The organism is Clostridium sp., from assembly GCF_036569345.1.
In the GTDB taxonomy this organism is placed as follows: Bacteria; Bacillota; Clostridia; order Clostridiales; family Clostridiaceae; genus Clostridium_AD.
Genome location: NZ_DATCQT010000145.1, coordinates 1 through 21,707 on the forward strand (window position 1 = coordinate 1; position 21,707 = coordinate 21,707).

General features: G+C 30.3%; 17 protein-coding genes. 7 read left to right on the forward strand and 10 right to left on the reverse strand.

The annotated features are described in order from the left end of the window. Positions 1-741 (forward strand): transposase (locus tag VIM70_RS14250; RefSeq protein ID WP_331946438.1); only part of this gene is annotated, 741 nt, incomplete at its 5' end. Positions 742-1,349: 608 nt separating this feature from the next. Here the strand turns inward: VIM70_RS14250 and VIM70_RS14255 are convergent. The 6 genes from VIM70_RS14255 to VIM70_RS14280 form a co-directional block, all read right to left on the reverse strand. Then, the gene (locus tag VIM70_RS14255; RefSeq protein WP_331946439.1) at positions 1,350-1,514 is read right to left on the reverse strand and encodes a hypothetical protein; all 165 of its coding nucleotides are present in this window, start codon (positions 1,512-1,514) and stop codon (positions 1,350-1,352) included. 77 nt (positions 1,515-1,591) lie between these two features. Beyond that, positions 1,592-3,103 (reverse strand): TnsD family Tn7-like transposition protein, encoded by a 1,512-nt coding sequence (locus tag VIM70_RS14260; protein WP_331946440.1) that lies wholly within the window; start codon positions 3,101-3,103, stop codon positions 1,592-1,594. A 2-nt stretch (positions 3,104-3,105) separates the two neighbouring features. Next, positions 3,106-4,794 carry an ATP-binding protein gene (locus tag VIM70_RS14265; RefSeq protein ID WP_331946441.1) on the reverse strand — a complete coding sequence of 563 codons (1,689 nt, stop codon included), beginning with the start codon at positions 4,792-4,794 and terminating at the stop codon, positions 3,106-3,108. Between the two features lie 16 nt (positions 4,795-4,810). Continuing rightward, positions 4,811-6,979 carry a Mu transposase C-terminal domain-containing protein gene (locus VIM70_RS14270; protein ID WP_331946442.1) on the reverse strand — a complete coding sequence of 723 codons (2,169 nt, stop codon included), beginning with the start codon at positions 6,977-6,979 and terminating at the stop codon, positions 4,811-4,813. 11 nt (positions 6,980-6,990) lie between these two features. Beyond that, positions 6,991-7,845, reverse strand: coding sequence for a TnsA endonuclease N-terminal domain-containing protein (locus VIM70_RS14275; RefSeq protein ID WP_331946443.1), 855 nt, complete (start codon positions 7,843-7,845; stop codon positions 6,991-6,993). Between the two features lie 395 nt (positions 7,846-8,240). Further along, a complete protein-coding gene (locus tag VIM70_RS14280; RefSeq protein WP_331946444.1) occupies positions 8,241-11,273 on the reverse strand; it encodes a vitamin B12-dependent ribonucleotide reductase in 3,033 nt (1,010 codons plus the stop codon). 366 nt (positions 11,274-11,639) lie between these two features. Between VIM70_RS14280 and VIM70_RS14285 the strand changes: the two genes are divergently transcribed. Genes VIM70_RS14285 through VIM70_RS14295 form a run of 3 tightly spaced genes read left to right on the forward strand, consistent with a single transcriptional unit; the run spans position 11,640 to position 13,557 of the window. Beyond that, positions 11,640-12,146 carry a gamma carbonic anhydrase family protein gene (locus VIM70_RS14285; protein ID WP_331946445.1) on the forward strand — a complete coding sequence of 169 codons (507 nt, stop codon included), beginning with the start codon at positions 11,640-11,642 and terminating at the stop codon, positions 12,144-12,146. A gap of 52 nt (positions 12,147-12,198) precedes the next feature. Then, entirely contained in the window at positions 12,199-12,696 is a 498-nt protein-coding gene (locus tag VIM70_RS14290; RefSeq protein ID WP_331946446.1) for a GAF domain-containing protein, read from the forward strand. A 21-nt stretch (positions 12,697-12,717) separates the two neighbouring features. Continuing rightward, positions 12,718-13,557: a CvfB family protein gene (locus tag VIM70_RS14295; RefSeq protein WP_331946447.1), complete on the forward strand. Its 840-nt coding sequence runs from the start codon at positions 12,718-12,720 to the stop codon at positions 13,555-13,557. A 61-nt stretch (positions 13,558-13,618) separates the two neighbouring features. On the opposite strand, the gene VIM70_RS14300 is transcribed toward VIM70_RS14295, so the two are convergent. The 3 genes from VIM70_RS14300 to VIM70_RS14310 form a co-directional block, all read right to left on the reverse strand. Beyond that, entirely contained in the window at positions 13,619-16,294 is a 2,676-nt protein-coding gene (locus tag VIM70_RS14300) for a cation-translocating P-type ATPase (protein WP_331946448.1), read from the reverse strand. A 269-nt stretch (positions 16,295-16,563) separates the two neighbouring features. Then, a complete protein-coding gene (locus tag VIM70_RS14305; protein ID WP_331946449.1) occupies positions 16,564-17,100 on the reverse strand; it encodes a chromate transporter in 537 nt (178 codons plus the stop codon). After that, positions 17,101-17,637, reverse strand: coding sequence for a chromate transporter (locus tag VIM70_RS14310; protein WP_331946451.1), 537 nt, complete (start codon positions 17,635-17,637; stop codon positions 17,101-17,103). A gap of 242 nt (positions 17,638-17,879) precedes the next feature. Here VIM70_RS14310 and VIM70_RS14315 point away from each other — a divergent pair, with 242 nt between their 5' ends. Continuing rightward, the gene (locus tag VIM70_RS14315; protein WP_331946452.1) at positions 17,880-18,302 is read left to right on the forward strand and encodes a YaaR family protein; all 423 of its coding nucleotides are present in this window, start codon (positions 17,880-17,882) and stop codon (positions 18,300-18,302) included. 385 nt (positions 18,303-18,687) lie between these two features. Here VIM70_RS14315 and VIM70_RS14320 read toward each other — a convergent pair whose 3' ends face one another. Further along, positions 18,688-20,598, reverse strand: coding sequence for an NAD(+) synthase (locus tag VIM70_RS14320; RefSeq protein WP_331946453.1), 1,911 nt, complete (start codon positions 20,596-20,598; stop codon positions 18,688-18,690). 266 nt (positions 20,599-20,864) lie between these two features. Here VIM70_RS14320 and VIM70_RS14325 point away from each other — a divergent pair, with 266 nt between their 5' ends. Together VIM70_RS14325 and VIM70_RS14330 are read left to right on the forward strand one after the other, a co-directional pair. Next, on the forward strand, positions 20,865-21,293 hold the full coding sequence (locus tag VIM70_RS14325) for an NfeD family protein (RefSeq protein ID WP_331946454.1): 429 nt from the start codon (positions 20,865-20,867) through the stop codon (positions 21,291-21,293). Between the two features lie 30 nt (positions 21,294-21,323). Then, positions 21,324-21,707 (forward strand): paraslipin (locus VIM70_RS14330; protein WP_331946455.1); only part of this gene is annotated, 384 nt, incomplete at its 3' end.

The window sequence follows — 21,707 nt, forward strand, 5'->3', positions numbered from 1 at the left end:
GGATATAACATGCAAATAGGGGTTGAAGGTGAATATATTGTTGGGTTAGATATTTCTAGCGAAAGATCTGATCAACTGACTCTTATCCCATTTTTAAAAAAACTAAGGGAAAAATTATCACAAATATTCGATAGCGTAACAGCTGACGCTGGATATGAAAGTGAAGAGAACTATATGTATTTAGAATCAACTGGGCAAAACACATTTATAAAACCTCAAACTTATGAAAGCATGAAAAAGAAAAGCTTTAAAAATAATATAAGTAAGAGAGAAAATATGAATTATGATGAAGTAAATGATGAATATACCTGCCATAACAATAAAAAATTAAAGGTTATTGATAACAAGATAAGAAAGTCAAAGTCCGGATATCAAGCTAGTGTAACAGTTTATGAATGTGAAGATTGTGATGCTTGCCAGTATAAACCAAAATGTACAAAAGCAAAGGGTAACAAGAAACTAAGCGTATCTAAAAAATTTATACAAAAGAGATTAAACTCGTTAGAAAATATAACAAGTTCAAAAGGAATCATGTTAAGAACTAATAGATCAATTCAAGTTGAAGGCGCATTTGGAGTTTTGAAAGAAGATCATGGGTTTAGAAGATTTTTAACTAAAGGAAAAAACAATGTAAAAGCTGAATTTACTCTTTTATGCTTTGGATATGACATAAATAAATTACATAACAAAATTCAGCAAGATAGATGTGGAATTTTATTGCATGAAATAAAAGCATCTTAAAATTCTAAATTGTAAAATAATACTTTAAAATTAGGAGATTTGATAATCTTCTTTTTGTAATGTAAAAAATATAAAAGCATTAAAAATCAGCCCTCAAAGAAGTGATTTTTTAGTGTTTGCCATAAAATAAATAAGAAAAAAAGGCTATCTCTTAAAATGATTTTTTAATCATTTTGAGACAGCCCCTTACTTTATTAAGTGTGTATTGATATTCTGAAAGTAACACAATACTAATTGTGTTACTTTCACATTGTGGCTAATGCCTATTTCTTAAAAATTTCATTTTGAATGTAACATAATGTGTTGGCTTGTTACACTATGGAGTATAGATACAACTATAAGGTATACTGAAAACTCTTATAAACGTTGATTTCTGGTATCCTAACAAATGTAATAAATACAACTACACCTGTACTGAGTGTATGGGTGTTTTTCGTTATATACAACTTGAGGTGTACTGAGTTATGAATAAATGAATAAATATGCAAAAACATCTTAGCATATACAATTTTTTTAAGCGTTTAATAATATAGTCATTTTGTTTAAAGCCATTTGATTGGAGCTAGGTTTAATGTTTGTATAGTAACATACCAACCAAAGAATTTTTGTTATGTAGCGTTATTTTCTATAATAATTACATTGCCATTGTCATAGACTTTTACCGTTTCTTCTATATAATTAAGAACTTCTTGTTTTGTTCGAAGGCCTAAACCTGCATTCCGCAAAACTTTAGAAATAGTTATCGGTACACTATTATCAGCCATTTCCTTCATAACATAATTAGCCCTACGCTTTTGATAAGTAGGGATGCTTTCACATAATAATTTTCTAACTAATAATTCATCTTTATTTAACCAATGTTTTTTAAGCCTTTCTTCTTTTGTAATAGTTTTACTTTTCTTAACGGGGTGTATAGTGTTAAATATCCATTCATCATCATTTTTGATAAGTAATTATAAGCATTTGTCTTAGATCTATATACATTTTGTCTCGTAGCAGTAGGGTTTCCTTTTATAAAACTTATAACTTCATTTTTATATTGCTCTAGTAATAAGATATCAGGCTCCTTTGTTAATTCTATTGCAGGAGTTTTCACTAAATTAGAATTCTTGTATTTGTTAGCCCAAGTTTTAATACTTTCACAGTTGCTGCCTAATATCTTAGACGTTTTTCTAAGACTAAAACCTTTATCTAAACATTCTTTTAATTTATCATGCCATAAATAACCATAATCCTTAACATAGGTCTTGTTATATATATCATTGTCATTCTTGTCTGGACCTCTTCTAGAATATTTGAAGCCACAATGTTCACATTCAAAAGTAGCCAGTGGGTAACCATGTGATTGATTTATTTTCATAATATCTTTTATTACAAGTTGATTGTAATTAGGGCAAACTATATTTAAACAAGGATATGGTCCCTTTTTAAATATACTATATTCGTTATTATACTCATAAAATTCTTTAAGGTTTCCAAATAAATATCTTATAACCAAGATATACTTTAAAGGATCACTTACAGGTTTCTTTCTAGTAGTAGTATGTCTAATCCAACTATCATTGTCATCAACATCGAAATTATATCCAATATAATCTAAAAATTCTTCTGTATAATATTTTTTAAAGTCCTGATTAAATTTCTTCTGTAATGTTGCGCCATTAATAGTAACATAGCCTTTTTCGGCAATTTTATTAGATATCTTATCTTTTGTTATTTCAATACTCCAGTTATCTAAATTTGAAGTAAATATAGTATTTATATCTTCAGCTATATCTAAAAACCTTTCTTTAAATTCTTCAGGGATAGTTATTTCTTTTGAATTATTTAAAACGGTATAGTAATCATCATACCTTCTTGGTATTTTATATGGAAATATAGTGTGCTCATATAAAGGGACCTTGTGTTTATAACACATTCTATTTAATTTAATCTCATGCTGACGTCTATAATAAGGTTCCCCATAGGTGTTAATATCTTCGATAATACATTTTTTACATACTCTAATATAAGTTTTGGTCTTAGTTATATCGCTTATTCTAAGGCATTTATTGGTTTTATCAGGATAATCACCTTTGAAATACTCTAAAGTTTTTTCCTGCTTTTGTGTTGATAAAAAGGGTATAAAAAGAGGATAGATAGTATTATTATAAAAGAAAATTTCTGAAGTGAATTTGGAAGGTAAGTTATTGCATAGATAATCAAAAGATCCTTGGAAATTTAATCTTCCAACTTCAAATTTTCTATTAAAAAGCATTGTTCCCATAACTTCAAAATTTGGTGGTTGCATCGCAAATTGCAGCCTTGAAAAAATACTATATGTTGACTCTTCATCTCTTATTTGAGGAAAATAGGAAAGCATATTTACATCACCTCGTGATCTATGAACTCTATAGGAGATTTAATATACCCCATCTCATGAAGCACCATATATACATCTTTTTTCTCTTTTTTACTATTATCAAAGGCAGCGCGTAAGTCATCTTTTTTATAAGAATTGATATTTTTGATTTTTTGTAGCTTTTGTAACTTCTGAGATTCATTCAATAATTTATTTCTAAACTTCTCCATAAACAATACTTGTGCATCCTGTTCAATACCTAAATATGATTTAGTCATATCAGCAGTCTTTAATACTTCGTGTAGGGCATCTTTTAATAGTGTAGTCTCTCCAGAAGCCATTGTTTGCATTTTACTAAGCAATTCCAAATATAAATCTTCTTTTCGCTTTTCTATTACTATTCTATCTAAAGCAAAGGTTTGTTTTATAACTTCCTCTTTCTCTGATAATCTAGCTAGAACCATTAATCTCTCAGCCTCATTAGGTATCAAAATATCTTCATATTGAGCCATTAGATTAATATCACCGCTTTTAATTGCTTCTCTCATTTTTTTAGTAAGAGCAAGATCTTTCTTTGCAGTTTCAGTAATTGTTTGTTCATCTATTTTTTCATGACCATTATAAATAGCATTAGCCTGAGTGAATGTAAAAAGTTTTATTGCAAAGTCTACAATACCTTGTGAGTGTTCATAAAATAAGTCAATTAACTTATCTGATAGTGGTACTTTTTCTTGAGTCCATTGATATTGCCATAGGGCTGTCATAAAGGTTTGCCATTCACTCTTATCAGTTATTCTATCCCAAAGCATAAACCCATTACCACCTATTCTTCTTGGTCCTCTAATGTTATCTTGAAGAACTTGATAGGCTTTATTTGTACCAATTACTAGAATAGGAACTTGGATTGTATTTATTATCTCAACTAGGAAATCTAAAAGTTCTTTGGTTTTAGCCTCAGTCCTTGCAAGATGTTGGATTTCATCTATTACAATAAGGCCAATATTTTCATTTATAGCAGCGTTAGGCATATTCTGAACCATAGTTCCACGCCTTTCTCCACCCCAATTTTTAAAATATTGAGCATTATCTATAATTTCATCAAGTTTATTGAAAAGGGCATTACATAGAGATTTTATCGTTCCATCTGTAGGACATTCTAATTTAATGTAAACTATTTGGTTCTCTATTAATGAATGACCTTTATATTCAGTATGCTGTACAAACTGAGGAAAAAGATTTAATATTTTATTAGTTGAGACAGTTTTTCCGCCACCACTAATACCAAAGATACATAAGCCACTAGAAGTGGTATATATATCTTCAACCATATCTTCATCAATGTAAAAATTAGTGATATCAACATCACGATTAAAGTATTTTCGTCTTATATTACATTTTCTTCTTACATTCTCAGGGTTGAATGGGTTTTTATCTTTATAACCATCTGTAAGTGCCATGTAGATTTTATTATACAGCTCAACATGCTTATTATTAGGAATAAAAAATTGTTTTAGCCTACTTAAAATTTGTATTCTTTGACTTTTTGATAGGGTTCTTTCCGCATCACTATACTTAATAGGAGAATATAATTTTCTATATAGTTCGGTAGGTTCAAGAAGTGGAGGAAGAGCCTCTATAAAAGGATTTCCATCATAATCAGGTAGAGATGGAGCAGTATATATTGCACTCATCCTACGTTTGTATTCAGTCATAATTTATCAACCTCCCTTAGTTATCTTCCTTATCTCCCAATATAATACTTTGTAATAAATCATTCATTTCATTATTATGTTTTTGTACATGTTCTTCATAGGTTATTTCATCTTTGTCAGATGGTTTGTTTTTATATTTATCTAAGTTCACAACAGTAGTATCATTACTTTTTGTTTTAGGATCAAGATCAAAGTATTCTTCTTTACGTATAATTGTTTTTTCAATCTTTTTATTTATAGGTATATTCTTTGTCTTATTATCGGATAATGATGCTACAACTTTTGATTGTTTTACCGCATTGTCAATTATATCTTTCATCTGATAATGTGAGTTTATTTGCAATGAAATATTTTCTGTATTATTTAATTTCTTCAATTTAGATTCGGTACTTCTTATTTTTATTAATTCATCAAGGGATATATCTTTATAGTCCTTAAGACTTTTTTGAAGCATATTACAGGTTTCATATTGCATTGTCCTTTTGTCATACATGTATATCTTATTTAGATTCCTTGGATCATAAGCTATATCAACTCTCTTAGGTGCTTTTGAAACTCTTAGAAACCAATTTTCACGTATCCCAGTTTCACATGAATAATATAGTCTTTTGAAACAAATACCACCTCTTTGAACCGATGCTTTCTCTTTAGGCATTAATGTAAGCATCATTTTATCTTTAGGTATACTGCTTGTAAAAAGGAGTTTCATTGTAGCACCATAATTCCAGAGATTCGAAGGCGTAGGAACGATTTGATTATCAATCATATCTTTACTCATAGTAAATGATTTTAAAACCGTATTGTTATAACCAAGAATAAACCTTATCAACATCTGATTAAATTCTCTTACAGTAAGTACAGCATTTTTTCTATAATCTTCACCACCTCTTTGCTGATGATTTTTTCTAACTCCACCTGGAACATACCTTTGCAAGTAATCATTAATAGTTTTAAACCATCTTTCAACAATACCCTTCATATCAGGGCAATAGGGAGGATTATTTTCAATATTTATATGAAGATGTTTTATAAGTTCGTCAGAGGCCTTACTTATAGTTTCACCTCTGTCAGCATTTATTCTAGATGGTATGCCATATGAAGGCCATTGATCTTCAGCAATATCTATATCATATGTTTTACAGTAATCTACCTTATTCTCATTCATGTTCATATAAGCCATCATAGCAGCAGTCCAACTACTCTCTTCAAGTCCTGCGTAAAATCCAGTTATAAGTCGACTGTAAACATCAATTATTATATATAAAACTGCTCTGCCCACAACTATATTCCTAGAAAAGTTGCTTGAAAGATATATATCACTTACAGTTGAGTCAATTTCATATAAGTGTCCTGGTCCAAAAACATTGATATCCTCTCTTGAAAGCGTTGGTCTTTCAGTTTGCTGATATTTTATTTCACCAATTTTGCTTAGTATTTCACGTTTGATATTTCTAATCTTATCCATATGATATTTAAACTGTCTAAGGGTTGGTATTTTATCATCATCAAGTATTTTTTTGACTTCTTTGCCGTTTTCGATTGTAAGATAGGAATAATATTTATATAAGAATTCATGATATGTTTGTTTTATAGTTGAGCCATCAATTTTTAGATAATAACGCTCATAGATGTTTTTTATATGCAATAAAACATTATCATCGATTATGATACCTTCACCTTGAGTTATGTTTCTTTTTCTTCCAGTTTTACTAGAGTAATTTATAATTCTATTTATTTTTATGTGGGATAGTAGTGAGTTTTTAGTCATGCCTCCTTGGAGGTATAATCGTAGATTTTTATATATGGTTACTTTACTTGTATTGAATTTTTTACTTATCTCAGTTATTAAATTAGAGCGGAATTTTGGGTTATAGAGCCTTGGTATATTATCTATGGAACATAATTCTTTAATATATTCAAAAGCTATATCTCGTGCTTTTAAATATCTGTCTTGAATAGCACTTTCATCAAATATTTTAAAATAGGGATCATTTTCTACAATCTCTAATTCATTATTAGAAACTTGAGCCTCCATATTTGCAGTATTATCAAAGTATGGAAGTGCCTTCTCATTGTTTAATTGTATGCAAACTATATCAGAGTAATCATATGATATATGAATAATTCTAAAATCAATAGTATCTTTTGTATTTCTAAACACCATATTGATCTGTATTTTTTTCATAGTATGCCTCCCTAAATTGTATTAACTGAGCTTAAAAGTGTTTCGTAATTTACTGTTATATCACTTATAGTTAATGTGGTGATACTTAAAGGCTTAGTATATATATCAAAAATTATTATTTTATCTGCTATCGCTTTTAAAAATATTTCAGTTATATCTGAAATACTTATATTCAGGGTTTTTGATAAATGCGTAAGAGCATAGGCTATTGGAATATCTTTAGAGGTAGCTTTTTCAATGCCTTCAGTCAAGTGTTTATACATAGCGAATCTGTATTGTTTCTCTAAAATTGTTCCATTATTGATTAATTTATTTGAATGGAGTATCTCCATATTATTTGTAAATACATTTGATAACTCCTTTTCAGTTATAATTCCCCAATCTATGTTTTTTGAATTAAAATAACGTCTTTCTATTTCAAACTTTTCTAAATTTTTTTTATTAGATAGATAGTTAGAAGACTTTACTGTTCTAGCAAAGTGAAATATTTTACCATTAAGCTTAGCTGTAAGAAAGAAATCTGTAGTCATAATTATAGGTTCCCCATCAAAACTAGGATAATCTATTCCAGCTTCTACAGCGATATTTTGTAAAACTTCCATAGGGAAAAGGGGATACTGTTCTTTTATATCTAAAACATCATCACTCCAATCAAAATGATAAAATGCAGCATACTCCAATTTTGATAAAAAATGATGTTCTCTACCTGTTTTCCAGCCCATTACGCGGTTGGATTTACCTTTAGTTGGCACACTTCTTACGCTTAGAAAAGGAAGATACTCAATGGTATCTCTTTCCCAAAGTCTGTTTTTCATATAGTCTTGAACAAATTTGGTTGTAAGTTTATTTGAGTTATATCTACCCATTCATGTTCCTCCTGATATTTTAAAACAATTTATTAATACTAACTTGTTAAAAATAAAAAACCTTTAGAGTTTTTTCTTGAGGGTGAAGTGCAAAACTAAACAATTAGAAAAATATTTCACCTAATAATTGTTTGATTATTTAGAGAACAAATGTTCCTATAGAAATATTATATCCTAAATTATATATCCATATGTAAAAAAAAATCACTATTTTAAATTTAAAATAGTGATTTTTCTATATTTATTTATTTGAATATTTATGAATAAATATTCATTTTGTAGTGAATCTTAAAGTTGTATCAGTAGAGGTTAAAGTTGTATTAACAAATCTCAAAGTTGTACTAGTAAAGGTCAAAGTTGTATGTCTACTCTATGGGTTTCTAGACTATAATAGGCTAGCTACAACCAGTAGTAGTTCCACATTCAAGGCAAACCTTGCAAGTGCCGTTTCTAACAAGTCTTGTACTTGAGCAATGTGAGCAGGTTTCAGAGTATAGTCTTTCCCCTTGAATTTTGCCATCGTTTATATTTGAAGGGGAGAGCACATTCTCAACTTCTGCAAGACCTGCTGAAATTTCATTCTCATCAGGCATTAGTGGGTTATTAGGTATAGCTGTATTGCTGTAACTTTCGGGTTTAATTTGACATCTAGAATAGTCACCTAGTTCTATATCGATAATCTTGCTAATTAAATCGGATATAGATGAAACAGATTTAATATAAGGGTGTTTTTGTACGAAACCGTAAGGCTCGAATTTTTGTCCACGAAGCATCTTAGATATATCTTCTCCAGGTACATGATGTTGTAGCATTACTGAAATTGCTTTCGATAAAGAATTTAATAATCCAGTAATAATAGTACCTTCTCTATCTGTAGTTATATATATTTCAGAAATTTCTCCGTTTGAACGCCTATTTACAGTAGTATATATTTTTACATCTTCAATTTGAGCGGGATGAGTAGTTCCATAACGTATTCCAATTGGCTTTTCTCTTGTAGAATGATTAGAGTTTTCTTGTAATGACTTTGCTTTCTTTAAAAGATCATCATATGATAAATCCTCAAGTAACAATTCTTTGTTTTCAGACAAAGTAGTGTTTAAAGGTTGACTTGCCTTTGAACCATCTCTATATAAAGCTATACCTTTGACACCTAACTTCCAAGAATTTAAGATAACTTCTTTAAAGTCGTCCATAGTAGCATTTTTAGGTAAATTTACAGTTTTTGAAATAGAACCAGATATCATTGGAGTTATTGCAGCCATCATAAGAACATGTCCCATGAATGATATATATCTTTTTCCGCTACCACATTTGTTTGCTGTATCAAATATAGGTAAATGTTCTGCCTTTAAATGTGGAGCTCCTTCAATTTTACCATCAATGATTTTTTCATACTCAAAGCCGTCTTCATCAACCTTTTCTTTTCTTAGAATATATTCAAAAATATCATTTGTTTCTTTATCTGTGTATCCCAAATTATTTAAAGAGTTCTTAATTACAGGATTTACTATAGTCATAAAGCCGCCACCAGATAATTTTTTATAAATAAAATGGCTGAAATATGGTTCAACAGATGTTGCACCACAATCCATGGCGAAAGAGATAGTGCCAGTAGGAGCTAAAACTGTAACTTGTGCATTTCTAAAACCATATTTTTCACCACTGCTTAATGCTTTTGACCAACAGCTTTTTAAGGTTTCGCCTATATGCCCTAGTGAGTCTTTACTTAAAACAGCATGGTTAACTTTTATAGGTTCATAGTTTAAATTTTCGAATTTACTATTTAGAGCTCCAGCTGCTCTAGCATGATTTCTTATAACCAATTGCATATATTTTTTGTTTATTTCATATTTTTCAAAAGGAGCTAGTTCTTTTGCTATTAAAGATGAAACATAATAAGATTGTGCAGTCATTATTCCACTTAGAGAAGCAGCTATATTTCTAGCATCTTCTGAGTCATAGGCATAGCCCATTACCATAAATAAAGAAGCTAAATTTGAAAGCCCAAGTCCTGTAGTTCTAAATAAATAACTTTTTCTTGCTATATCTTCTGTTGGGAACTGGCCCCAATGTATAGATGCTTCAAGTACTAATTGTGTAAGTCCTATTAAATGGACATAACTATCTACGTCGAATTTCTTAGTTTCAGTATCATAGAATTTATAGATATTAATAGAAGCTAAATTACAAGAAGTATCATCTAAAAAGGCATATTCGCCACAAGGATTAGTTGAATTAATTCTATTATATTTAGCACCAACTTTTCCATCTTCTCCAGCAGGACAAGTATGCCATGCATTAAAGGTGTCATCAAATTGAGGAGCAGGGTCCGCGCATAACCAAGCAGATTTGTTGAATGTATCCCATAGCTCTTTAACCTTTATATCTTCATCGATTGAGGAATCACATCTTCCTTTAAGGGCAATAGTTTGCTCAGGATCATTAGGCAAGTTATCAACTTTCATCATGAATTCATCTGAGAATCTTATGGAGTTGTTTCCATTTTGACCAGATACAGTCTCATATGCCTCTCCCTCAAAACTACCATCATATCCCATTTTAGTAAGAGCGCGCACTTTATCTTCTTCTTTAGCTTTCCAAGTCATAAACTCCATTATTTCTGGATGGTTAATATCAAGACACAACATCTTAGCAGCACGCCTTGTAGTTCCACCAGACTTTATTGCTCCTGCATTTCTGTCTAGTCCTCTTAAGAAGCTCATTAGACCTGAAGAAACTCCACCACTAGACAATCTTTCACCACGGGCTCTTATGTTAGAAAAATTAGTCCCTGTACCAGAACCGCCTTTAAATAATTTGGTTTCTGTTACATATTGCTCAGAAATTGAATGTTTTCCAAGTAGTTTATCTTGGATTGAGAGAATGAAACAAGCTGAAGCTTGAGTTCTCGTATAAGCATCTTCACTTTTAACTATCATATTTGTTTTTTCATCATAATAAAAATTATTTAAAGATCCACCTTTTATACCATAGGATAGGTTAAGACCTGTATTAAACCATTGAGGAGAATTTGGAGCAAACATTTGATTTAAAAACGCATATATTAATTCATCATAAATAATGCTTTTTTCCTCGTCTGTTTTAATAATACTTTCATCAACTAAGGATTCACACCAAAAATTAACAAGTCTATGAGCTACCATTCTCATACTATTCTCATATCCTAATTTATTGTTAACACCAGATTTTCTGAAATATTTTGAAGCAATTATATCACAGGAATTTTGTGAGTAATGCTCTGGGAATTCTAAATCTTTCATATCTAGAAGTATTTTATTGGTTTTATGATCTTTTAACATGACATCTACTTTCTTCCATGTAAATAAATCAAAAACAGAAACAGTTTTATCTTTCTCTAATTCCTTCGTGAAAACTCTTTTAATTAAACTATTTATTTCCGCCATAATTAATACTAGCTTAAAAAGCTAGTATGTTCACCTCCTATTAGTTGCATACTAAATCTAAATCATGTAAAATGTACTTCGTAATGTTTGAAATTATTAAACCTAAAAGTTTGTTTAATCATTTAGGATAATCTTATGTATAAAATAATATAATACCATATGTAGTAATTACATAAAAATTGCAACTACATATGGTATTATATAATATTTTTTATGAAAAATCAAATAAAATATTAGCTAAAATGTTAACTAATATATGACGAATTATAAGCTTATTTATACATTATAGTAGTATAATAAATATATATTTATTATTTTGAGAAATAAGTTCATATTTAATATTATGAAAGAGGTGATGATATAACTATGATACACCAATTCGATGGAAAAATACCTAATGTACACAAAAATACTTTTATTGCTAATAGTGCAAACGTTATAGGAAATGTATCTATTGGAGAGCATAGTAATATTTGGTTTGGAGCTGTATTAAGAGCTGATTGGAATTCTTTGTCTATAGGTGATTATACAAATGTTCAAGATAATTGTACGATTCATAATGATGTGGATTATCCAGTTAGTATAGGAGATTATGTAACTATAGGACATAATGCTATAATACATGGCTGTAAAATTTCAAACTATACTTTAATTGGTATGGGGAGTACGGTGCTCAATGGAGCTGAAATAGGGGAGTATACTATAATTGGTGCTAACAGTTTAGTTACTCAAGGTAAAAAAATCCCTTCAGGCGTTCTTTGTATGGGAGCTCCCGCAAAGGTCATTCGCGAGCTAACTATAGAAGAAAAAGAAGGGTTAAAAGAATCAGCTAAACATTATGCAGAGCTTTCAATGAAATATATTATTAAATAAATTTGATTTAATATAGAGAGGAAAGACTTAGTGTTTTTTAGGAGTGAGATAAATGATAAAATTAAATGGAATAGAAAAGATGACAAATGAGCAGAAATACAAATACATGATTATGCTTTTAGAGGGTCAACTTAGCTCAGAAAAAAATGACATGGCAAATTTATCAAATGCCACTGCAATTATTAAAGCCATTATGGATAGGGTGAATTGGTCAGGATTTTACATATTGCGAGAAAATACTTTGGTGCTGGGAATGTTCCAAGGACTTCCAGCGTGTAATAGAGTAGAAATAGGAAAAGGGGTATGTGGGGCAGCAGTAACGCAAAAAAAACTTCAACGCGTCGAAAATGTTCATGATTTTCCGGGACATATTGCTTGCGACTCATCTACAAATTCAGAAATTGTTATACCAATAATAAAAGATGGTGTAGTTTATGGAGTTTTAGATTTAGATAGCCCAGATATAGGAAGGTTTACGGAACTTGAAGAAAAGTACTTAGTACAATTTGTAGATAAACTTAACAAATATATAGATTGGTCAAAAGTTTAAATAAAAGGTAGGAGATATTAAATGATAAAAATAGGAGATTTAAATAATTTAACAGTAGTTAGACGGGCAGATTTTGGATACTATTTGGGTGCTGGGACAGAAAACACAAGTGATGACATATTACTTCCAATGAAGAGTACTTTAGGCAGAGGACTTAAGATTGATGAGGAAGTTGAAGCCTTTATATACAGAGACACAAGTGATAGATTAATTGCAACTCTAAAAAAACCACTTGCAAAGGTTGGGGACTTAGCTTATCTTAAGGTAATTGACATGACTACAATAGGAAGTTTTGTTGAAATTGGTTTAGAGAGAGATGTGTTGGTTCCTTTTAAGGAGGAAAACTATAGCCTAGAAACAGGTAAAAAATATCTTTTTTACATATATTTAGACAAGACTGGAAGACTAGCGGCTACTACTTTTATTGATCAATATTTATATGAGACTAATTCATATGATATTGGTGATGAAGTGGAAGGTACGGTATATGGAATCCAGACTAATGGTACATTAATGATAGCTATTGATGATATTTATAGAGCAGTTATTTTAAGAAATGAGAATTATACTAGTGTAAAACCTGGAGATAGATTAACTGTTAGAGTACAAAAATATTATGAAGATGGTAAAATGGATGTAACGGCAAGAAAACCAAGACTAGAAGAAAGAGATGTAGTAGAAGAGCAAATATTAGAATATTTAAATAAAAATGAAGGATTTATGTCATTCAATGATAAAAGCTCTCCTGATGATATTAAGAAAAATTTTCAAACTAGCAAAAATGCATTTAAAAGAGCATTGGGTGGACTTATGAAAAGCGATCTGATTGTTCAAGACAACCAAGGTACTAAATTAAAATAGTTAAATATGCTTGAAACAGTAAAAGGCAGATGAATTAATTCATCTGCCTTTTACTGTTTATTTAATTACTTTTATTTATCTTAGATGATCTACGTTTGAATATTTTCACAATTTCATTAAAGAATAGAGGCATGAGGGATAAAATGGTTACGAAACCCCAATCCTGCAAACTTAAAGCGTGAACACTAAATACTTTTGCTAGAGCTGGTATCATTATTATAAAACATTGTAACATTATACCAAAAATAATAGATCCAACTAAATACTTGTTTGAAAATAAACCTATTTGGAATATGGATTTTGTTTCATTTCTCATATTTAAAGAATGAACAAGTTGAGAAACACTAAGGACTACAAAAGCCATAGTTTGTGCATGTTTTATTGCATCTGCTGAAATATTTTCAGGGTATAGTGGGAATAAAGAAGTTGTTCCACTATAATATTTCGCACCTATTATAAATGCTGTTAAGGCTAGTGTACCGATTAAAAGTCCGTTAAGAGCTAAACTTAAGGTTGTGCCCTTAAATAAACTATCCTTTGGATTACGTGGTTTATTTTTCATTACATCAGGGTCACCAGGATCGACTCCTAAAGCAAGTGCTGGTAGCGTATCTGTAATTAAGTTAACCCACAATATATGAATAGGTCTAAGTGGTGATGCCCAACCCAGTAGTATTGCAAGGAATAGTGCTATAATTTCTCCAATATTACAAGAGATAAGGAAGATTACCGTTTTCTTTATATTCCTAAAAATATTTCTTCCTTCCTTTATAGCTGCAACAATAGTTGAAAAATTATCATCTATGAGTATCATATCAGCAGCACCTTTAGCTACATCAGTACCTGTTATTCCCATTGCCACACCAATGTTTGCCATTTTAAGGGATGGAGCATCATTTACTCCGTCTCCAGTCATTGATACAATGTTTCCTTTGGCTTTAAGAGCCTTTATAATTTTAACCTTGTGTTCTGGGGATACTCTTGCGAACACGCTTATATGATCAATTTTACTACTTAGTTCCGCATCAGACATTTTATCAAGCACGGAGCCTGACATAACGGCAGTCGGATCATCTGTAATATCAAGTTCTTTAGCTATAGCAAAAGCTGTGTTTTGATGGTCTCCAGTAATCATTACGGTTTTTATTCCGGAATTCCTACATAGGCCAATAGAATCCTTAACTTCTAGTCTTGGTGGATCTATCATACCGACAAGACCAATAAGTATTAAATCACTTTCTAGTGAATCAATATCTACATGGGACGTAGGAAGAATTTTATAAGCGGCACCTAGAACTCTTAAAGCATTGTCAGACATATTATTAGAAGCAGCTATTATGTCTTTTTTGATGTTCGCTGTAATTTCCACAATGCTACCGTTAATTGAGGTTTTTGTACATAGATTTAATAGATTATCAATAGCCCCTTTTGTCATTACATAATATTCATTATCATATTTATTTACTGTAGTCATCAATTTTCTATCTGATTCAAATGGGATTTCATCAATTCTTTGATGTTTTTTTTCTAAGCCGTCTTTGTATATTTTGTTGTTTACACCAGCTACAAGTAGTGCGATTTCAGTTGGATCACCAGTTTTTGAACTTTCAGAGTAAGTAGCATCATTACATAAAATAAGATTCTCAAGCAATAGCTTATGCTGATTGTCATCGATATTTATGGTATCTATATTTCCAAGGTTACCATCTGCATAAAATTTTGTTATAGTCATCTTATTTTGAGTTAATGTTCCTGTTTTGTCTGAACATATAATATTTACTGAACCTAAAGTTTCAACAGCTGGTAATTTACGTACAATAGCTTTTTCTTTTATCATTTTTTGTACACCCATAGCAAGAACTATAGTAACTATTGCAGGAAGACCTTCGGGAATAGCGGCAACAGCTAAACTAATAGATGTAAGTAACATTTCAAACATATCTCTTTTTTGAAGAACACCAACTATAAACATAAGAGCACATATTGCAAGGGCCCCTATTCCAAGGATTTTCCCAAGTTCCGCTAGTTTCTTTTGAAGTGGCGTCTCAGTATCTACTTTCTCATCTAACATTTTAGCAATTTTACCGATTTCAGTATTCATTCCAGTAGCTACAGCTATGCCTACACCTCTACCATAGGTTGCAAGGGTTGACATAAAGAGCATATTCTTTTGATCGCCCAGTGGAATATCATCACCAGTTAAAACTAGTAGTGCATCTTTATCTACTGGAACAGATTCTCCTGTTAGTGTAGATTCTTCAATCTTTAAATTTGCAGTTTCAAGTAACCTTAAATCACAAGGTACATATCGGCCTGCATCAATAATAATAATATCGCCAGGTACAACTTCTTTAGATGGAATTTCTGAAAGCTGTCCATCACGTTTAACTACAGCCTTGGGCGTAGATAATTTCTTTAGTGCATCAAGGGCTTTTTCAGCCTTTGACTCTTGAATAATTCCCACTGTCGCATTAATAAAAATTACAATAGCAATTATTATTGCATCACTTGTTTCACCAAGAACAGCAGAAATTACGGCAGCTGCAAGTAGAATATAAATTAAAATATCGTTTAGTTGTGCAAAAAACATAGCTAGTACAGTTTTTGGCTTCTTAGTTTCTAATTGATTTAGACCATATTTTTCTCTTTTAAGCTCTGTTTCCTTTTGAGAAAGTCCTGTCGTCACATTAGAACCCAACTCTTTTAGAGTATCCTCAATAGATTTGTTAAAGAACATTAATAACACCTCATCTTATAATATTTGATATTGTAGCGTATTTTATGGAACAAAAAAAGACCCTTGCTCCATAAAAATAAATAGAACAAAGGTCTGGCAACATCAAATGAGTTAATTATCCGGGTGTAGTTCTTACACCGTGATGACGAATAATTAAAAGCAGAAAAACTGCTCTCGCTACTCCCCTTTTACATATTACTTATATTATATCATAATATAAGTAATATGTAACAATAATATAAGATAATTCAGGCTAATATTTTGGAGGTTTAAATGGGTATTAACGAATAAAATACAACCCCTAATATACCTGAAATTACAATTACTAAAATGGGGTGAAATTTATTACTAAGCAATAGCCCTAAAATTATAATTCCAATTATTATGCTTTTAATGTCTTTATATGATTCCCGTCCTAGGGATAAGAAAACAGAAATTATAAGTCCAATCATAGCTGGCCTCATACCTGCTAGAGCAGATTTCATAATATAAGATTCCTTAAATTTTATAATATAGCGATTTGCTATGGAAACTAAGAGAAAAGAAAATGAAATTACACCTAATGTTGCAGCAATGCTACCTAATATACCAGAAACTTTGAAACCCACAAAAGTAGCTGAATTTATTGCGATAGGTCCTGGGGTCATCTGTGATATACCAATAATATCCACAAACTGTTTAAAGGTAATCCAATTATGATTTGTTACAATTTCTCTTTGGATAAGTGGAAGCATAGCATAACCTCCGCCAAAACTAAATGCACCTATTTTTAAAAAGGATACAAAAATTTTAATTAGAGTAGACATTTACTTCACCTTCTTTCCAAGAAAAATAACTCCGTATAAACCAGATAAAAGTATAACTATAACAGGATGTACGTTAAAAACCAATATGCCTATAATAGATAATAAAATTACAATAAGATTTGCATAGCTTTTTTTCAGAGATTTGGATAAGCTTACAACTGCTATAAGTATAAGTATAGGTACTGCGGCAGAAATACCTTTAAAAACCAAATCCACATAATAATACTCCCTAAACTTCATAAAAAAAACTGCAACGAGCAATATTATGAAAAATGAAGGTAAAACCACACCTAGAACTCCAATGATAGCTCCTAGTAAGCCACTAATTCTATAACCAATAAATATGCTGCTATTAACAACAAAAGCTCCAGGGAAGGTTTGGGAAATAACAATTATATCTAAGAAATCTTCTTTGGAAATCCACTTGTTTTTATTTACAACTTCAATCTCAATTAGTGGGATCATGGCATATCCTCCACCAAAAGTAAAAGCTCCTATTCTAAAGAAGGTCCAAAACATATTTAATAATATTTTCATTCGACTCACCTCTTAGATTTCAATTTGATAAGTTTAATAATCTATGATATTTACGTTTCAATTATACTAGTATAAAAAAAAATTGGAAAATATTAATGGAAAAGTTAATTCTTTTGTTGAAAGTTAGATATAATGTAAATATAAGAATGAAAGGTTCATTAGAAAAATTAGGATAGATAAATTAATATAGAAAAATAAATATAGAAAAATTAATTAAATAAATAATGGGGGTGGAAAAAATCATGGAAATATCAAGAACTAGAAGAAATTCACCTGTTTCAACAGATAAAAAAACTTCATCTAGTAAAATGGATTTTTCTCAAAACTTTAGTTTTGCTCGGCAACAAAAATCAGAGCAGCAACTAAGGGATATGATGGATGACATAAAAAAGAGAGGAAATAGATTAACTATTACAAAATGTTTTGCTGACGTGAAAGCTTATAAAAATTTAATAAAACAATATTTAGATTCTGTTTTAAAACATATGTACGAGGTTAAAAAAGATATAAGTTTTTGGCAAACACAATATTTCATAACTGTAGAAACCGTGGACAATAAACTTGAGGAACTTACGGAGATGTTATTAAAACAAGAAAAAGGAAATCTTGATGTGGCAAACACCATCGATGAAATCTCAGGATTGATCGTTGATATTTACAAGTAAAAAAGTATATATTACGCGTATTGCAATACGACTAATGCATTCATCTTCGCTAAGAACTCCTAAATTTATTTTTAATTAATCTGCTAAAAAACATAAACTCGCTATGCTCAAACATATGTTTTTATTAACGCAAATTAATTAAAAATAAAATAAGGAGTTCTAAAGCTTGATTCAATGCATTATACGTAATATATATCTTTTTTTTACGTGTAAAAAAATATCAACAAACATGGTAAGGAAAGTTTAAATCCTTATACACAATACAATGTATCCTTTTTTACCAGGTAACATAGGGAGCGATAAAACAATATTCAATGTGGTTATAGTCATTTATTATAGACTTAAGCACATAACAATAGATAATTGTTATGTGCTTAAGTTGTTACTAAAGGAAAGAATTATAACTAGCATCTGACGGCATTCTAAGATCTCCTCTTGGGGATACACTTATAGTTCCTACTTTCGGACCATCCGGCAGAGCTGAACGTTTAAATTGCTGAGTAAAGAATCTTTTTATAAATTTGTCTAACCATTTATTTATTATTTCTTCAGTGTAATCAGCCTTGAAGGCTTCTTTAGCTAAAAATAATATTTTATCTCTAGACGCACCTTGCTTCATGAAATAATATAGGAAGAAGTCATGTAGTTCATATGGACCTACTATGTCTTCAGTTTTTTGAGTGATTTTACCACTTTTATCTTTTGGTAAAAGTTCAGGACTTACAGGAGTGTCAAGTACATCTAAAAGGATTTCAGTAACTTCTTTTGATGCTTCTTTATCTGCTACATATTTAACTAAATATCTAACAAGTGTCTTCGGAACTGAGCAATTTACAGAGTACATAGACATATGGTCTCCATTATATGTGCACCAACCTAAGGCAAGTTCTGATAAATCTCCTGTTCCTATTAATAGTCCACCTTCTTTATTAGCAAGATCCATAAGAATTTGAGTTCTTTCTCTTGCTTGAACATTCTCATAGGTTACATCGTGTTTATCAACTGGATGATTTATGTCTTTAAAATGCTGGAGGCACGCATCAATTATATTGATTTCTCTAAGATCCGTACCTAAATTTTTACATAGGTTTATTGCATTGAGATATGTTCTATCTGTAGTCCCAAAACCAGGCATAGTTATAGTAATAATATTTTTTAATGGTATGTTTAACTTATCAAAAGTTTTAACTATTACTAATAGTGCTAGGGTAGAATCAAGTCCCCCAGAAATCCCAACTACTGCTTTATTAAGCCCGGTATATGAAAATCTTTTAGCAAGGGCTGAGGATTGAATATTAAATATCTCACCACAACGTATTTCACGTTGATGTAAATTAGAAGGAACAAAAGGATGTTTATCAACATTCCTATTAAAAATTCCGAAATCTAAGTTAGAAAATTGAAAAGGAATTTCGCAAATTTCAAAGGGACATATAGAACTGGTATTTCTAAAACTGGTATTTTTCAATCTTTCACTATTCAACTTATTTATATCTATAATAGAAGTAATAATTTCATTTTCTCTTTGAAATCTATCATTTTCTTTTAATAATAAACCATTTTCACTAATTAAAAGATGACCGCTGAAAAGTAAATCCGTGGAGGATTCGAAAACACCAGAGGATGCATATAAATAAGAACACATACATCTTGCACTCTGAGATGTAACTAAGGATTTTCTATAATCAGCTTTGCTAACTAATTCATTAGATGCAGATAAATTTGCAATTATATTTGCACCATGAAGAGCTAAATAACTACTTGGGGGAATGGTAACCCAAAGATCCTCACAAATCTCAAAACCAAATTTAATATTTCCACAAGTGAATAATAAATTTGTTCCAAAGGGAATGTTCTTTGCAAAAGAAAGATCTACAGTTTTGTTTATTATTCCAAGACCTTCAGTAAACCATCTTTTCTCATAAAACTCAGAGTAATTAGGAATATAGCTTTTTGGAACTATTCCCAGTAGCTTACCGTTAAATATTACATAAACACAATTGTAGAGACAATCATTAAAATATAGAGGAGATCCTACAGCAATTAATATATCTTTATTTTTAGAAAACTCACATAAAGTTTTAATTGCAATTTCTGATTTTTCAATTATCTGATGTTGCAAAAATAAATCTGCACAAGTGTATGCTGTTATGCAAAGTTCTGGGAAAACTATGAATTTTGATTTTTCTGCGTAAGCCTGGGTTATACATTTCTGAATGTTAATTAAGTTAAATTCTATATCTGCCACATTTACAATTGGACATGCAGCAGAAACTTTTATAAAAGAAGTTTCCAAACGAATTCACGACCTTTCTTTGGTTTTTCAAATATAGTATATGCAAAAATGACTTTATATAACAAATATTCACTAAAGTATAACATTATTTTATCTGCATTAGTAGGGATGGTTAATGAAATACTAAAATAGATCTTTATTCTGTTTGAAAAATAATAAAATTGTATTATAAAGTTCATAAAAGATATATAATTAAAATATAGATTAGTAATGCATAAGGGAGAAGAGTGTATAATCTTAATTAAATATTTGTAAGGGGGTGCAATATGAAATGGACACCGATGATATTTTGGATAGTTGTAGCATTAGGGGCACTAGCCATTGATATTACAACTAGTAGTTTTATGTTTGTATGGTTTTCAATAGGTGCTATTTTTGCAATATTCGCTATTGGTCTAAATGCACCAGTAATTATTCAAGTAATTATTTTCGTAGCAGTTAGCGCAGGGGCTATGGCAATTGGATATCCTATAGTTAAAAGAACCATAAAGAAAACTGTACAAAAAACTTTGACTATGGAGGAAGGGTATATAGGAAAAGAATTTACAATAACTAAAGATATTGATGATAAAGCAAGTATTAAGTTTCAAGGAATTTATTGGACAGTAAAAAATGTTGGAGAACCTTTAAAGAAAGGCGATTTGGCTCAAGTTACTGGTATTGAAGGAAATAAATTAACAATAACTAAAGTTTAGATTATATTAAAATTCGAGGAGGGATTTGTTATGGGAACAATTATATTTTTAGTTTTATTACTAATAATAATTATTGGAATTTTAACTTCTATCAAAGTTGTTAATACTGGATCCGTGGTTCTAGTAGAAAGATTTGGTCAGTTTCATAGGATACTTGAGCCAGGTTGGCATTTAACAATTGTATTTGCTGATTTTGTTAGAAGAAGGATTTCTACTAAGCAACAGATATTAGATATACAACCACAGAATGTTATAACTAAGGATAATGTTAACATATCTATTGATAATGTTATATTTTATAAGGTTACTAACTCAAGAGATGCAGTGTACAATATTGAGGATTATAAATCAGGTATTGTGTACTCAACTATTACTAATATGAGAAATATTTGTGGAGATATGACTTTAGATGAA

Bases quoted from the DNA above. Each gene is read 5' to 3' on its own strand.
- VIM70_RS14295 (WP_331946447.1), top strand. From the start codon at position 12,718: ATGATAAAAATAGGAGATTTAAATAATTTAACAGTAGTTAGACGGGCA.
- VIM70_RS14325 (WP_331946454.1), top strand. From the start codon at position 20,865: ATGAAATGGACACCGATGATATTTTGGATAGTTGTAGCATTAGGGGCA.
- VIM70_RS14310 (WP_331946451.1), bottom strand. From the start codon at position 17,637: ATGAAAATATTATTAAATATGTTTTGGACCTTCTTTAGAATAGGAGCT.
- VIM70_RS14280 (WP_331946444.1), bottom strand. From the start codon at position 11,273: ATGGCGGAAATAAATAGTTTAATTAAAAGAGTTTTCACGAAGGAATTA.
- VIM70_RS14275 (WP_331946443.1), bottom strand. From the start codon at position 7,845: ATGGGTAGATATAACTCAAATAAACTTACAACCAAATTTGTTCAAGAC.
- VIM70_RS14255 (WP_331946439.1), bottom strand. From the start codon at position 1,514: ATGAAGGAAATGGCTGATAATAGTGTACCGATAACTATTTCTAAAGTT.
- VIM70_RS14300 (WP_331946448.1), bottom strand. From the start codon at position 16,294: ATGTTCTTTAACAAATCTATTGAGGATACTCTAAAAGAGTTGGGTTCT.
- VIM70_RS14285 (WP_331946445.1), top strand. From the start codon at position 11,640: ATGATACACCAATTCGATGGAAAAATACCTAATGTACACAAAAATACT.
- VIM70_RS14260 (WP_331946440.1), bottom strand. From the start codon at position 3,103: ATGCTTTCCTATTTTCCTCAAATAAGAGATGAAGAGTCAACATATAGT.
- VIM70_RS14315 (WP_331946452.1), top strand. From the start codon at position 17,880: ATGGAAATATCAAGAACTAGAAGAAATTCACCTGTTTCAACAGATAAA.
- VIM70_RS14305 (WP_331946449.1), bottom strand. From the start codon at position 17,100: ATGTCTACTCTAATTAAAATTTTTGTATCCTTTTTAAAAATAGGTGCA.
- VIM70_RS14290 (WP_331946446.1), top strand. From the start codon at position 12,199: ATGATAAAATTAAATGGAATAGAAAAGATGACAAATGAGCAGAAATAC.
- VIM70_RS14265 (WP_331946441.1), bottom strand. From the start codon at position 4,794: ATGACTGAATACAAACGTAGGATGAGTGCAATATATACTGCTCCATCT.
- VIM70_RS14270 (WP_331946442.1), bottom strand. From the start codon at position 6,979: ATGAAAAAAATACAGATCAATATGGTGTTTAGAAATACAAAAGATACT.